The 14,775-nt window shown below is 59.8% G+C and carries 12 protein-coding genes and 2 pseudogenes; 7 read left to right on the top strand and 7 right to left on the bottom strand.

All coding sequences use genetic code 11. The features are described from left to right. From ACQQCD_RS08500 to ACQQCD_RS08485, 4 genes and pseudogenes are all read left to right on the top strand, one after another. Positions 1-241: pseudogene (locus tag ACQQCD_RS08500) on the top strand (hypothetical protein); the annotation flags it as partial. Positions 242-356: 115 nt separating this feature from the next. Next, complete coding sequence (locus tag ACQQCD_RS08495; protein ID WP_400160669.1) at positions 357-1,649, top strand: IS256 family transposase; 1,293 nt, start codon at positions 357-359, stop codon at positions 1,647-1,649. A 444-nt stretch (positions 1,650-2,093) separates the two neighbouring features. Continuing rightward, positions 2,094-2,666 (top strand): recombinase family protein, encoded by a 573-nt coding sequence (locus ACQQCD_RS08490; RefSeq protein ID WP_430267956.1) that lies wholly within the window; start codon positions 2,094-2,096, stop codon positions 2,664-2,666. Between the two features lie 78 nt (positions 2,667-2,744). Further along, entirely contained in the window at positions 2,745-5,711 is a 2,967-nt protein-coding gene (locus tag ACQQCD_RS08485) for a Tn3 family transposase (RefSeq protein ID WP_430267955.1), read from the top strand. A 105-nt stretch (positions 5,712-5,816) separates the two neighbouring features. Here the strand turns inward: ACQQCD_RS08485 and ACQQCD_RS08480 are convergent, their stop codons facing one another. The 5 genes from ACQQCD_RS08480 to ACQQCD_RS08460 all read right to left on the bottom strand — a co-directional run bounded on the left by ACQQCD_RS08480 (position 5,817) and on the right by ACQQCD_RS08460 (position 10,142). Next, a complete protein-coding gene (locus ACQQCD_RS08480) occupies positions 5,817-6,113 on the bottom strand; it encodes a hypothetical protein (protein ID WP_430267954.1) in 297 nt (98 codons plus the stop codon). Continuing rightward, the gene (locus ACQQCD_RS08475; RefSeq protein ID WP_430267953.1) at positions 6,104-6,748 is read right to left on the bottom strand and encodes an AAA family ATPase; all 645 of its coding nucleotides are present in this window, start codon (positions 6,746-6,748) and stop codon (positions 6,104-6,106) included. The genes ACQQCD_RS08480 and ACQQCD_RS08475 overlap by 10 nt, the downstream gene beginning before the upstream one ends. A 482-nt stretch (positions 6,749-7,230) precedes the next feature. Further along, a complete protein-coding gene (locus tag ACQQCD_RS08470; RefSeq protein ID WP_430267952.1) occupies positions 7,231-8,196 on the bottom strand; it encodes a DMT family transporter in 966 nt (321 codons plus the stop codon). Further along, positions 8,189-9,409: an argininosuccinate synthase-related protein gene (locus tag ACQQCD_RS08465; RefSeq protein WP_430267951.1), complete on the bottom strand. Its 1,221-nt coding sequence runs from the start codon at positions 9,407-9,409 to the stop codon at positions 8,189-8,191. Before ACQQCD_RS08465 ends, ACQQCD_RS08470 begins: the two co-directional genes overlap by 8 nt. Before the next feature lie 13 nt (positions 9,410-9,422). Continuing rightward, positions 9,423-10,142 carry a 2OG-Fe dioxygenase family protein gene (locus ACQQCD_RS08460; RefSeq protein WP_430267950.1) on the bottom strand — a complete coding sequence of 240 codons (720 nt, stop codon included), beginning with the start codon at positions 10,140-10,142 and terminating at the stop codon, positions 9,423-9,425. A 216-nt stretch (positions 10,143-10,358) separates the two neighbouring features. Between ACQQCD_RS08460 and ACQQCD_RS08455 the strand changes: the two genes are divergently transcribed. After that, positions 10,359-10,511: a hypothetical protein gene (locus ACQQCD_RS08455; protein ID WP_430267949.1), complete on the top strand. Its 153-nt coding sequence runs from the start codon at positions 10,359-10,361 to the stop codon at positions 10,509-10,511. 212 nt (positions 10,512-10,723) lie between these two features. Here the strand turns inward: ACQQCD_RS08455 and ACQQCD_RS08450 are convergent, their stop codons facing one another. Both ACQQCD_RS08450 and ACQQCD_RS08445 read right to left on the bottom strand, forming a co-directional pair. Continuing rightward, the gene (locus ACQQCD_RS08450; protein WP_430267948.1) at positions 10,724-11,809 is read right to left on the bottom strand and encodes an IS110 family transposase; all 1,086 of its coding nucleotides are present in this window, start codon (positions 11,807-11,809) and stop codon (positions 10,724-10,726) included. 339 nt (positions 11,810-12,148) lie between these two features. Further along, positions 12,149-12,625 (bottom strand): annotated as a pseudogene (locus tag ACQQCD_RS08445) (FAD/NAD(P)-binding protein); the annotation flags it as partial. 286 nt (positions 12,626-12,911) lie between these two features. On the opposite strand from ACQQCD_RS08445, the gene ACQQCD_RS08440 reads away from it, so the two are divergent. Beyond that, on the top strand, positions 12,912-13,937 hold the full coding sequence (locus ACQQCD_RS08440) for an amino acid ABC transporter permease (protein WP_430267947.1): 1,026 nt from the start codon (positions 12,912-12,914) through the stop codon (positions 13,935-13,937). Then, positions 13,937-14,767 carry an amino acid ABC transporter ATP-binding protein gene (locus ACQQCD_RS08435; RefSeq protein WP_430267946.1) on the top strand — a complete coding sequence of 277 codons (831 nt, stop codon included), beginning with the start codon at positions 13,937-13,939 and terminating at the stop codon, positions 14,765-14,767. The genes ACQQCD_RS08440 and ACQQCD_RS08435 overlap by 1 nt, the downstream gene beginning before the upstream one ends. Positions 14,768-14,775: the final 8 nt, after the last annotated feature.

Below are 14,775 nucleotides of genomic sequence, written 5' to 3'. Positions count from 1 at the left end.
AGCTCGCCGCCGGGATCCTGAGCCTGTCCTGAAAAACGGGCAACACCATTGGCACTTAGGACAGTCATCGTGCAGCGGCCACTTCCCGACCGAGCAGTCCGCGTTGAAGTGCGTCTACCTGGCTATCATGAGCCTGGACCCCACCGGCAAGGGCCGGAAACGCTGGAGCAACCGCTGGAAGGCCACTCTCAACGCCTCCGAGATCACCTTTGACGGCCGCCTGTCCGCCGGCAGGAGCTAGAGAAGACAACCCCAGTTACACCGAATAATTGACAGACCCCTAGCCGGGACTGTGGAATTAACGGTGTATCCGGCTCGACACGCCAGGCGGTCTGCTTGGCAGGAATGAGCTGGATATGCCGGTGACACTGGATGCCGTGAAGACTGCGGACACCACTGGGAAACCGAAGGAAGATTCGGAGGCTGAGGCCGCCCGTGAGCTGGTGAGGATGGCCCGTGAACAGGGATTGTCTCTGACTGGTCCGGACGGGCTGCTCAAACAGCTGACCAAGACGGTCATAGAGACCGCGTTGGATGAGGAGCTCACGGAGCACCTCGGTTATGAGAAGCACGACGCGGCCGGGAAAGAGACGGGCAATGCCCGCAACGGGACCCGGTCCAAGACTGTGCTGACGGAGACCACCGGGCCGGTGGGCATCGACGTTCCGCGGGACCGGGCGGGCACGTTTGAGCCGGTCATTGTCCGGAAGCGCCAGCGCCGGCTGAATGGGGTGGACGAGATGGTCCTCTCGCTGTACGCGAAGGGCCTGACAACAGGCGAGATCAGTGCGCACTTCGCCGAGATCTACGGGGCTTCCGTTTCCAAGGAGACCATCTCGCGGATCACGGACAGGGTCCTCGAGGAGATGAACGAGTGGCAGAACCGGCCGCTTGATGAGGTCTACGCGGCGATCTTCATCGACGCCATTGTGGTCAAGATCCGCGATGGTCAGGTCGCCAACCGGCCGATCTACGCCGCCATTGGCGTCACCCTGGACGGGGAGAAGGACATTCTGGGCCTGTGGGCCGGGACCGGCGGCGAGGGCGCGAAGTTCTGGATGAGCGTTCTCACTGACATCAAGAACCGTGGTGTGAAAGACAGCTTCTTCCTGGTCTGCGACGGACTCAAGGGCCTGCCGGAAGTGGTGGGCAATGTCTGGCCGCTGACGACGGTGCAGACCTGCATCATCCACCTGATCCGCAACACCTTCCGACTGGCCTCGAAAAAGGACTGGGACGCGCTCAAACGCGATGTGAAGCCCATCTACACAGCCCCGAACGCCGCGGCCGCCCGGACGGCACTCGAGGAGCTCACGGAGCGGTGGGGCAGGAAATACGGGGCGATCGTCCGGCTCTGGGAGAACGCGTGGGAAGAGTTCATCCCGTTCCTGGACTACGACGTGGAAATCCGGCGCGTGATCTGCTCGACCAACGCCATCGAATCGCTCAACGCCCGGTACCGGCGGGCCGTGAAGGCACGCGGTCATTTCCCAACCGAGCAGGCCGCGCTAAAGTGCCTGTATCTCGTCACCAGATCCCTCGATCCGACCGGTGCCGGCAGGACCCGATGGGCCGTGCGTTGGAAGCCCGCTTTGAACGCCTTCGCCATCACCTTCAGCGACCGATTCCCGGCAGCTGAAAACTACTAAAGGAAACCGCCGGATACACCGTTAATGAGATAGTCCCGGCGGTTTCAGCCCGGCGAGGAGAATCACGAGGCAAGGCCCCTGAGCTCGCCGCCGGGATCCTGAGCCTGTCCTGAAAAACGGGCAACACCATTGGCACTTAGGACATTCATCGTGCAGGCGCTGGCATAGACACGCTCCCCCGTGAACGAGCATTTCGCTCCACCTCGGCCAAGCGCGTCAGCATCTTCAGGTCTCTCTTGATGACGATGCCATCCTCATGCCCCGACTTGCCCCGCAACTTCCGGAAGCGGAGGTACTTACAGAACACAGCCGTAACGGTAACGATCGTTCGCAAGACACTCCAAGTGGAGTTCGAAGAGGCGCGGAAGTACGGGGCCTCATTTGTAATGCTTCGCGTGTACTCTCCTATGTAACGCCCATCCGGGTTACTGATACGTTTTGGGAATGCGAATCGGATACGGGCGGGTTTCAACCCATGACCAGCACCCCGAAGCCCAGCACGACGCCCTGACAGCGGCCGACTGCGAGCAGATCTTCATTGATACGGCCTCCGGAAAACTCGCCCGCAGACCCGAACTCGACAAAGCGCTGCTCTCGACCAACCGGGCGGGTGATCAGCTTGTCGTCACCAAACTCGACCGGCTCGGCCGGTCGTTGGAGAACCTTATCGAGCTCTCCAACACGCTGCAGGTGCGCGGCGTGGACCTGGTCGTCCTGGACCAGGGCATCGACACCTCCACCGCCATCGGCCGGATGTTTTTCCAGATCCTCGGCTCGATCGCCGAGTTCGAACACGCCCTGATGTCCGAACGAACCCGCGACGGCCTCGCCGCTGCCCGTGCTCGCGGCCGGACCGGCGGCCAGAAACCCAAGCTCGGCCCGCGCCAGGTCAGGCTGGCCCGGGAAATGTATGAAGAGAAGGGCCCCGACGGGAAGCGGGCCCACACGGTCGAGCACATCGCCCAGGAGTTCGGCGTCACCCGGCCCACAATCTACCGGCACCTCGCCAAACCATGAACGACGGGCCTTGCGCGCCACAGCAGAACGACGGCATGCCTGTGAGGCCCGGCCGTTTAGTAGATAAGGACTTCTGACGTGGCTCTGCGCTCTTTACTCACACCTGCAGAGCGTAGCCAGATCGTGGCAATACCCACACGAGCAGAGGACCTTGCAGCCCACTACACGCTCAGTGATGCTGATATGTCGTTGATCCGCCAGCGTCGCGGAGACACGAACAGGCTGGGCTTCGCCGCCCAGCTGGCTCTGCTGCGTCACCCAGGGATCGCGCTGGCCGAAGACACCGAGGTCCCGCCTGAACTGCTTTCTTGGCTGGCCTCCCGCTTGGTCGTCCCCGCCGATGCATGGACAGACTACGGGGAACGCGAGGAAACGCGGCAAGAACACGGAAGAGAGATCCGCGCGTATCTGGGGATGTCTTCGTTTGGCATCGCGGATTTCCGCCAGCTCGTGGAGCACGTTGCCGGCGTGGCTGCCCAAACAGACATGGGCCTGCTCCTGGTTGAAAGCGCGCGAGACTTCCTCCATGCAAAGAAGATCGCTCTGCCTGGCGTCAGCGTCATTGAACGGGCCTGCGCCCAGGCCCTGACCAAGGCGAACCGGAACATTTACGCCACCGTGTGTGAGCAGCTGTCCGTGGACCACTGCAAACGACTGGACGGGCTGCTTCTCCGTCGCCCTGAGAGTTCATCGACCGAAATCGGCTGGCTGCGGCAGGCACCCCTGCGCGCCAACGCACGCGCGATGAACGAGCACATCGACCGGCTCACTACCTGGCGTGCCCTTGATCTCCCGTGGCCAGCGAGCCGGCTGGTTCACCGGAACAGGTTGCTGAAGCTTGCCCGTGAGGGTGCCTCCATGACCGCGGCCGATCTGTCCAAGTTCGAACCCGCACGCCGGTACGCGACCCTCTTTGCCATGGCAGTGGAAAGCATGGCAACGGTCACCGACGAAATTATCGATCTGCACGATCGCATCATTGGCCGGCTTATCCGGACCGCGCAGAACAAACAAAACCAGCACACGCTGGCGTCCCGCTCCACCGTCACAGCCATGATGCGTATGCACTCACGGCTCGGTGATGCCCTCTTCGCGGCAAAGGAAAACGGTGAAGATCCCTTCGCCGCGATCGAAACAGCTATCGGCTGGGAATCCCTGGCCGAAAGCATCGCTCAGGCCAAGGAAATGACCAGGCCGGCCTTCGAAGATCACCTGGCCCTCGTCAGCGCACACTTCACCACGCTGCGCCGCTACACCCCGGCGTTCCTTGCCGTCCTTGACCTCCATGCAGCCCCCGCAGCACAAGACCTCCTGGCCGCGATCAACGTCCTCCGCGCCCTGAACACCACCGGCGCCCGAAGGATCCCGGACGATGCACCGGTCTCTTTCATCAGGCCCCGATGGAAACCGCTGGTCTTCACCGACGACGGCTTCCACCGGGGCTTTTACGAGTTCTGCGCCCTCACGGAACTGAAGAATGCGCTGCGTTCCGGAGACATGTGGGTCACCGGATCACGCCAATTCCGCGACTTCGACGACTACCTTCTTGCCCGTCCCGACTACACGGTCATGAAAACTGCCGGGAAGCTGCCTCTGATCACGACAGACGGCGGCGAACACTATCTCCAGGACCGCCTGGCCCTGCTCAGCGAACAGCTGCACCAGGTCAACAGGCTTGCGTCCCGCGACGAACTGCCCGGGGTACTGGTCACGGACAAGGGCGTGAAAATCACCCCGCTCGAGACGATCGTCCCCGCGCACGCCCAACCACTGATCGACCAGGCCAGTGCCATGTTCCCGCGGATCCGCATCACCGACCTGCTGATGGAAGTGGATACATGGACCGGATTCACCCGCCACTTCACCAGCCTTAAATCCGGCCAACCTTCCAAGGACAGGCAGCTCCTGCTCACCGCGATCCTCGCGGACGGAATCAACCTGGGACTGACCAAGATGGCAGAGTCTTGCACCGGCGTCACCTACGCCCAGCTGGACCGCCACCAGGCGGCGTACATCCGGGATGAAACCTACAGCGCCGCGCTGGCGGAACTGGTGAACACCCAGCACGGTCACCCCTTCGCCGCGCAATGGGGCGACGGGACCACCTCGTCCTCTGACGGGCAGCGTTTCCGGGCCGGCAGCAAAGCCGAATCCACCGGGCATGTGAACCCCAAATACGGTGCCGAGCCGGGCCGGCTCGTCTATACGCACGTCTCGGACCAGTACTCGCCCTTCCACAGCCAACTCATCAACGTCGGGGACCGCGACGCGACCTATGTCCTGGACGGGCTGCTCTACCATGAGTCCGACCTGGCGATCCAGGAGCACTACACCGACACGGCTGGATTCACCGACCATCTCTTCGCCCTCATGCACCTGCTCGGCTACCGGTTTGCGCCACGGATCCGCAATATCGGCGACACCCGCCTTTACACACCCACGAACGATCCGGGACTCTCTGGCTTGGCGCCGCTGATCGGCGGAACGATCAACACGACAACGATCGCCTTGCACTGGGACGAGATCCTACGCCTTGCAACGTCCATCAAAACCGGCACCGTGACTGCGTCCCTCATGATGCGCAAACTTGGCGCCTACCCCCGCCAGAACGGACTCGCCCTCGCCCTACGGGAACTGGGCAGACTCGAACGGACGCTGTTCCTGCTGGACTGGCTCCAAGATCCCGGCCTGCGCCGCAAGGTCACCGCCGGCCTGAACAAGGGCGAGGCCCGGAACACCCTCGCCCGGGCCGTGTTCTTCAACCGGCTCGGCGAAATCCGCGACCGCTCCTTCGAGCAGCAGCGCTACCGTGCCAGCGGACTGAACCTTCTCACCGCAGCCATCGTTCTCTGGAACACGGTCTACCTTGACCGCACCGTCTCCACCCTGGCCAGCAACGGCGGTGATATTGACCCGGACCTCCTGCGGTTCCTCTCACCCCTGGGCTGGGAACACATCAACCTCACCGGCGACTACACCTGGCCGCACGCCAACCACATCAAACCCGGCAAATACAGGCCACTACGACGCCCGGCAAAACCTTAGCGTCGGATATTTCACTTTTTCACAAGCCACCCCTTGTTACCCGTGGACGTTATGCGACTACTGCGCTACTGGATTGCGACTGTTTTGATACCACCGCGATACCGTCTATTTCCGGGTTCGGGCTGCGCGTCGTCGTTCCAGCTCGGGCCAGATGATCGATTCAAGGAGCTTTTGCTGGCTGCGCCTATCGGCTTCAGCCTCTTCTTTGAGCAGCTGCTTCTGGTAGTCGTTGAACCGGAACAGGATGCCCTGCGGGCCAACAGGCGCATTCGGGTCCAGGGAAGGCGCCTGCACCTCCGGCGCGTAGCCACCACGACCGAATTCCTCGGCCTTCTTCGCTATGACGTCCTCGTCAGCCGTCGCGGGGGACGTCGATTGTGCGGCGCGCTTCTTTATAGCCATCCTTGGATCTCCTTTACCAGTACCTGAACTTCTGCTTTTGCCTTAGCATTCCCCAGCTCGATGACCCCTCGGCCTGTCGGGATGCTGTCGCGGTAGGCCTTCCTGATCTTCAGCGCAGCATCAATGAGTGGGAGCTGTGGGTAATCCCTTAGGTACTCCTTTGCTTCATCCTGTTCCGTGGCGTTCGAGTCCGTGGGGACTTGTGTCAGGAGGACGAATGCTTTGAGTTTGGGGTTCAGATCCCGAGCGACTTCGATCAGTCCGGCCAAGCCGGGTAGGGTGTCCAGATCGAACTGGGACGGTCGGGTAGGAATGACCATCAGGTCTGCCACGGTCATGGCTGTGCGCATTTCCTGGCTGTCATGGCCGGGGGCGTCAACGATTACGTAGTCGTACCGGGCAGCGAGGTCCTTCAGGGCCTCGCGAACATTCCCGGTCTTTTGGATGGCGTGGACGCGGGGGAGTGAGTCGTCTTGGGCGCGGTCTTGCGCCCATGTGGAGGATGACTCGGTGCTTTTATCGCAGTCTGCAATCAGGACATCGTGGCCCAAGCGGGCAAGTTCGGCTGCGACATTGACTGTTGTCGTTGTTTTGCCTGTCCCGCCTTTCTGGCAAGCGACAAGGATTACTGGCATGTCTTCCTCTCCAAGAGATTGAATGCTACTGCCCTGATATCAAGGCGATCTGGTTTTAGTCACGTGACGATACTGCAACAGTATAATTTCGGAACTGTTTTGATACTAGCATCAAAACAGTATCACCATGATACTAGTTAGGGGCCGGCTATGTCCCGGCTAAAAAACCCATCCCAAGACAAATGGGAGAGACGGACGCATGAGGCGTGGATGCTTCTATGATCCGTCAACCCGGCGGTGAAGTTATGTAGTGACGCTGGATGCGATAACGGGGCTCCGCCCCGGGAACTCGGACAGCGAAGGAGGCTCGGTGATGGCTTGTTCCGGTTAAGTTCCCGTGCGTGGTCCATTGCCTGCTGGCCGGCCTGAACGAGTTGTTGGCGGTGTTCTGTGCTGCGGTACCAGTAGAGAAGCAGCCCTCCGGTGAGAGTCCGTCGGGCTGCTTCTCTACTCATTCAGTTGTCCCCTGGGGGTTGTATTAACTATGCCGTCGGGGTGCGGATCTCTTCAGGTTCACGGGAGGCAACGGAGGCAGTAGGCGGAGCCTTGAGTTCCAGGCGCTGCCCCCACATTGTTCCAGCAAGCACAAGCACAACACCGAAGATTCCGATTGGGCCTAGGACGTCGCCTGCCAGCGTAACGCCGATGATTGCTGCCCAAACCGGTTCAGTTCCAAGCAAGAGACTCACTCTAGTCGGGGAGGTCTTGCGAACCGCCCACATTTGAATAAAGAACGGGAAAACGGTGCATACGATCACCAGATACGCCATCTGGAGTGCCGCGGACCAGTCCATGCCTCCTGTATAGGCCGGAACCGGCATGCCCCAGAGGCTGGACAGGATGAGGAACACCAGTGCGCAGGTGGCCATCTGGACGAAGGTCAGATTTAGCGAATCAATGCTGCGTCCTGCCGAGAGCCTGTGCATCCCCGTCACATGGACCGCACGTGCCACTGCGGCCAGCAGGATTAGCAGATCGCCGAACCCGAAGGATGCTGCGGCACCGCCCGTAGCGAGGAAGTAGACCCCAGCAACCGCGATCACCGCGGCCAGGTAAAACAGCCGGCTGAGCTTCCGCTTTCCGACCAACGTTTCCAGTACTGGGGTCATCACGATGGTGAGGCTGATGATGAGCCCGGCGTTGGTCGCGCTGGTTGCGGCAATGCCGAAGGTTTCGAACGTAAAGACGGTGGACAGCAACAGGCCGAGGATACAGCCGATCGCTGCCTCCGTCTTCTGTAGCCGCTTGCGCATCAAGACGAGAATCAGGCCCAGCGCGGCGGCGGTCAGCGTCATCCTGACGCCAAGAACCGCCAGCACGGTGTCCTGACTGACCAGTTCCTTGGCAACCCAGTAAGTCGAGCCCCAAGCCACAGCGACGGCAAGCAGCAAAGCATCGACAACCGAGGCCCGCTTGGCCGCGGACCGGAGAGAAGTTGGATCAGACACTGTTCAGCCCGGCCAGGACCAGTCCATCAGAACGCATAGCGTAGCCTTCCTTTTCGTTATTCACGGATTCCGCTTCCCAGGCTTCGCGGTCACGAAGGTACAGGGCGTCCGGCGCGTGAATGCTTACTGTATCCACTGAACGTTGGTTCATAGCCCAAGTGACAGTGCCGGTAACCCGGCTGGTCGAGGACTCAATGAAAGCCTGGGCCGCGGACCTTAGTCCGCCAAACCAGCGCCCTTCCACAGCTTCCGTCACCCAGGTCTGTTCTATATCCATTTTTTCCCGGATCAGCCGTTCACTGAGGCAAGCCGTTTCCAGATGCCGCAAAGTTCTCAGGAGGATCCAGGCCGCCGGCATCTCACGTACCTCGAGTACCTTTTCACCGCGGTCGAGATGCTCCAGCCCGCTATAGCGTCCATAGCCGAATTTTCCAACGCGGTGATTGAGCTCCTCAATAATCGCAGCCAGCTCCAAAGCACGGCCGTCCACGTTCACGGGGAGTCCGTTCGCGAAGCCGATGCTCATCAGTTCTTCGGGGTAGCTGCCGGTGTTGGCCGTCCACTGGTACAGGTCCTGTTCCATTGCGTGGTTTTCCGGGTCGTCCAAGAATCCGGATTCGTATTCCCGGCACCACAGATTAGAGTCTCCGCTGACGACGCGCTGCGCCATACTGGTCAAGCCAGCAGCAGCAAGGTGTTCGATTTTCGTTGAGCGATCGACCGGTTCGAGGTCGTACGGACTTCCGTAGCGGCCGGTGAATTTCAGGGCGCTGATCGACCCGTTCAACCGCCGCAAGGAGTTTTGCGAGCGGTTCGCCGTATGCAGAAGCATGCGTGCACCTGTTTTCTCCGCAAGCTCCACGGCGACTTTTGCGAGCAGAGGCCGGGACAGAGACGAGCTAATTGGATGTGTCCCTAGGTACACCGCATGAGCCCTAATGGCGGGGGCCACGTGGTGGCTGATGAATTCGTTCCTGGCGTCGACAGAATGGAACGTCGCGCCGAGGTGAGTGGCGATTTCGCGTTTTCCTGTGTGCGATTCAACATCACCAACATCGATGGAAACTGCGTGAATGTTCTGCATCCCCAGTTTTTGAAGGCGGTACAGCAGATAGGTGCTGTCCAGGCCGCCGCTGAACAGTGTCACCACCGGGTCAGTGCGGTCAAGAATTGCGTTTTCGAGCTGACCGAAGGAACGAATTAGCTGCGACAATTTCGGTGCTTCCTTACGCTGAAGTATCGGTGAACATCGCGATGAGAACATCGCGGTGTCCCTGGTCGTGACCAGGCTTGAGAGATAGACCAGTCACGTCGTGCAGCAGCTTGTGGTCGTCCACGAAAAGATACTCACCCGGTTCGCTGAGCTGGGTGGAGGCCAGCTTGCTGCGGTCCGACGCGAGATAGGCGCTGCTCTCGCCGCCATCCGCGCCGACCCGGTCCACGAACAGGGTCAGAACGTAGTCAACTCCATCGCGGTGCACACCTTCAGGTGCCGGCTGCCCAACTTCATCTTGGCTGGTCAGGATACGGTTCTGGAAGCACTGGGCCTTCCAAGTGCGCCCCGGACGCACTGCCTCCAGATAGTGGGAGACGGTCCGGAAAACGGACGAAAGACTGGAACTTTCAACAACACTGTCCTCAAAGGGTTCATACATCCGGTCGATGCCGCCATTGAGGTGATTGACCGATTTTTCCTGCTTGTAGGGCACGTGGGGGAGCAATTCCGACGCCCCTGTCGTCCCCTCAACCGAAAACTCCGAGTACCGCCGAAAGCGGTATTTTCCACCATCTGCCATATAAGTATCGGGCCGCAGGTTGGACCAGCTCGAGGCAAAGTCTTGCCAGTCTCCATCAAGCGCGTCGGATGAAACGGCTGCAAGATTAGTGTGAACAAATCCAGTTGTTTTAAGACCATCGATATTCAATGAATCGACAAGAGTTTTCATGAATCCCCCAAAATTAAGATGTGGTTAGGCATCCGTTCATGCTCCCAGTGGGCTATGGAACGGAGCCGGGCCAGAACCGCCTTCAGGCCTAGGACCAACGATAGACGATCGATTTTATGAATCAACTTTTTGTCCGATGGGACGTAATGAAGCTTGTATGTTTCGTCATTTTTTCCATGAATTGTGCTTGACTTTTTCCTGTTCCCAAAAAGGTGTATGCGGAACTGGGCAGGTCAACGCGCCGATTATGAGGCCAGTGACGTCCGGCGAACCCCGCTGGTCATCGTGCAAGTCGCGCACCTCGCAACCCGCACTGCCGGCACCTCTGAACATCAACGTCTTCGTGTAGACCGCGCGCATGCACGCTGAGGGGATGCTGACCCGCGGCCAGAACGATCCCGAGCAGATTCGGCGTTGTTTTGAGGCGGAGGACTGGCGCTTCAGTCAGCAGGGCGTGCCCGAGACCCTGATGATTCCGCGAGCCTGGAGCAAGCGCTATCCTCGATCAGACCCGGCGACGGCTTGGAAGCAACCAAACCACTGCCGCGGCAGCGCGCCTTGTTAAAAACCACGTCGTCGGATTAGCCAGTGGCGGGTACTACTCCAAGGTTTCCGTTCACGGAACCTTTGCTGTTGAGGTGTCTAAAGATCTGGCGGGTTATGTAGCGCTTGAGGCTTCGGATGATTTCCTTTTTGGTTCTGCCCTGGCTTATCCGTTTGGCGACGTAGTCTCTGGTGGCCTGGTCCCTATTCATTCTGATGAGAGCGATGGTGTAGATGGCTTTGTTGAGTTGACGGTCGCCGCCGCGGTTCAGGCGGAATCTGGTGTTGCTGCCGGAGGATGCTGGGACGGGGCAGGTACCGGCCAAGGCAGCGAATGCGGCCTCGGAGCGCACCCTCCCAGTGTGTGACCAAGCTGTGAGGATGATTGCAGCCAGCACCGGACCAATGCCGTAGACATTCAGAAGAGCCGGCTGAACTTGCTGCACAAGGGTCTCGAGTTCTTTGTGGTTTTTGGCCATTTGCTCCTGCAAGGTCAGGATCTGTTTCGCAAGGCGTGTGGCTTCGCGGCGGCAGGTTTGGACTCCGAATTCTTCGTCCCTTTCCCGCCATCCTGCGATGGTCTGGATCTGGGTGACGGTCAACGGTTTCCGGGCATCCATGTCGAGGTCTACGACGCGCAGGAGAGCAGTGAGAGCGTTGATGGCTGCGGTGCGTTCCCGTGCCATGGTGCGGCGTGCGTTGGAGAGGATCCGTAGTGCCATGTGGTTCTGCCCGGACCGGGGTTCCCGGAGCCGGTCCATAGGGATGCTGAGAATAGCTCGTGCTGCCCGGGTGGCATCAATGGAATCGGACTTACCCTGATACCTGCCCAACCGTTGGTTGGGGACAGGAGCTTCAGTGACCTGGAAGCCGGCGTCGGAGGCTTGTTGCCGAAGTTTCGCGCCGTACGACCCTGTTCCCTCCATGGAGAGCAGGACCTGCTCAGGAGAAGCTTCGGTGCGGCGCAGAATCCAGGACAGGGCGCGATTGCCTCCGGTTGCGTTGGCAGGGAATGTTTCGTTCGCTATTTCTCCACCAGTTGCGGTGTCGACGATGGCTAGTGTGTGAGTTTTTGCGTGCGTATCAATGCCTACGACGAAGCAGAAGTGCTCTGCCACAATCATCTTTTTCCTCCTGAGTTCCGGGAATGGAAGCGCGTCGGTGGGTTACGGCGTGGCAGGTCTGTAATGGGCCACACCCGCTGCGTGGGTGGGCATGCTTCTAATCAGGCCAGCGCTGTAGACAGAACCGATGCCGGACCCGGCCAGGGCGGACATATCCAAGCAAGCGCACTCCGGAAAGCTCCGTGCGGAGGCAATACCATGGGCGAGTCACACCCCAGCCAGGTCACAGCACCAGACTGCCAGCCGCTCACAGAGCAACCGGGTAAAGACTTACAGACCATGGGGACTTGCCCGGTCGAGGGCTAAACGCGCAATCCTGTTCCATTACTACTCAGACCCCGTGATCTTGAGGGCTGTGGTCCGGTGGATGGTGACGGCGCCATCTAGCGACCGGGCCGTACGCCGAAAAAACCATTCAAGGTATTGGCTTTGCAACTGTCGCGACGGGAAGCTGGTGCCGGTGAGTTGACGCAATTGTTTCCAAAGATCGGACGTGAAATCCGGGACGTCAATGATGGAAGCGTCCAGAACACCGGCGGCCCACTCAAGCAGGCCGGGGCCAGGGTTAACCGGTCCGGCGCACTCCACCGAATCGTCAGTGAACATGGTGATGTCCGCAGCCATGGAGTTCAGCAGTAAGCCTGGGTCTTGGTTGTAACGCCAAATCCTGCCCGAGCCGGGGACATAAGGCTCCACCACATGGATCCGTGGGGGGCCAGCCCCGAGTTCGGCCCGGTTCACGGCGATCCGTTCAAGAACTCCCGCCGTGCGCGGACCACCACCAATAAAAACGATCGCCGGAATCTTCTCAGGCATACACGCTCCTTGGGGTGGGCCTGGCGCCGGTGGTGCCAGAAAGTGAACCGGCGGCTGAAGAGCCGCTGAAGTGCCCATGCTAGGCACCGAAAACGGCGCCCGTACAGCAAATAGTCACTGCGCTTAACTGCACGTCATGAGGCGTCAGAAAGGGCAACAAATGGTCATGTGACGCCCCGCGAAGCCCCGTGACCTCATGCAACAGAGACCCTTGCTGGCCACTTGAAAACGGTCCTATGTTTGCAGCCAACCCGATATTGACAGCACTACAGAAACGAGGTGGCTGATGAGTGCAGCAGTTAAGACCGCGGCGGCCAAGCCCACACCAGCGGCGCCGAATACTGGCCCCGGCCACGTACCAGAGCAACCCAACTCCTCTGGTTCCATCCGCGTAGACACCGACTACTCCGCCTACCGTGTGGTGGCTGCAAAGCATCCTTGGCGTTGGGTGGGTACCGCGGTTGTGGCACTTGGTGTCTTGGCTGTGGCATGGTCGCTGGCAACAAACCCCCGCTGGGAGTGGGGCGTGGTGGCCCAATGGTTTACGGCCCAGTCAGTCATCAACGGTTTACTCGAGACCCTCAAACTTACCGTGATCTCCGGGGTGCTGGGCTTTGTGCTCGGTTTTGTCCTGGCACTGATGCGGCTCTCCGCTTCACCCTTGCTACTGACGGTGTCTTGGACGTTCTCCTGGATTTTCCGGTCCACACCGCTGCTGGTGCAGATGCTCCTCTGGTACAACCTCGGGTACCTGTACGAGAAGATCAGCCTGGGCATTCCGTTTACCGATGTGCGCTTCTTTGAAATGCAAACCACCACGTTGATTAGCCAATTTGCAGCAGCAGTTTTGGGGCTGACTCTAAACCAGGCCGCGTATTCGGCGGAGATCATCCGCGGCGGCATTCTCTCCGTGGATCACGGTCAGCTGGAAGCAGCAGCCGCTTTGGGAATCCCGGCCTGGCGCCGTTCCACCCGGATTGTGCTGCCGCAAGCCATGCGGGCCATCCTGCCCACCGCCTTCAATGAGGTTATTGGCCTGGTCAAGGGCACCTCGATTGTGTACGTCCTGGCGTATTCGGAGCTGTTCTACACGGTTCAGGTGATATACAACCGCACCCAACAAGTGCTGCCGCTGCTTCTTGTGGCCACCCTCTGGTACATCGTGATCACCTCCGTGCTGAGCGTTTTCCAGTACTACATTGAGCGCCACTACTCCAAGGGTGCGGTGCGCAACCTGCCTCTCACACCCCTGCAAAAGGCCAAAAAGTTCTTCGCCACCCACGCGGCAGTACCCTCCCGGAGGAACCTCTGATGAGCACAACAACTCTTTCTTCAACACCCACCAAAACGCTCGGTCTGGTCCAGATCAACGGGGTCCGGAAATCGTTCGGAACCACCGAAGTACTCAAAGGCGTCAGTCTGACGGTTGAACCAGGCGGTGTTGCGGTGATTGTAGGGCCCTCGGGTTCCGGGAAGTCCACACTTTTGCGGACCATCAATCACCTAGAAAAGGTCGACGGCGGTCACATCACCATCGACGGCGAGCTAGTCGGCTACCAAATTCGTGGGGACAAGCTCCACGAACTGCGCGAGAAGGACATTCTGAAGCAGCGCACCGAAATCGGCATGGTGTTTCAGAACTTCAATCTGTTCCCGCACCTGACCGCACTGGAAAACGTGGCCGAAGCACCCGTCGTGGCACGTCAGCCCGGGAAGGCACGCCGGAGCAAAGAAGAAGCGCGCCGCCGTGGCCTGGAACTCTTGGACCGAGTGGGACTAAAAGATCGCGCAAACGCCTACCCCCGCCAACTCTCCGGCGGGCAACAACAACGTGTGGCAATAGCCCGGGCGCTGGCCCTCGATCCCAAAATCTTGCTGTTTGATGAGCCCACTTCAGCGCTGGATCCCGAACTGGTCAACGAGGTGCTGGACGTGATCCGGGAACTCGCCACCTCCGGAACCACACTCATCATCGTCACCCACGAAATGGGGTTCGCCAAGGATGTGGCGGACACCGTGGTGTTTATGGACCAAGGCCAGATCGTGGAGCAGGGCACTCCCCAACAAATTTTCGGTAATCCCCAAGAACCACGCACCAGGAGTTTTCTCTCCAAGGTGCTCGAACCGGCATTCAACATCTAAGGAATTCT

It is taken from the genome of Pseudarthrobacter sp. J1763, from assembly GCF_050490295.1.
Lineage (GTDB): Bacteria > Actinomycetota > Actinomycetes > Actinomycetales > Micrococcaceae > JBNPEO01.
Note: the sequence above shows the minus strand (reverse complement) of the source record. Positions and strands in the feature narration are given on the sequence as shown.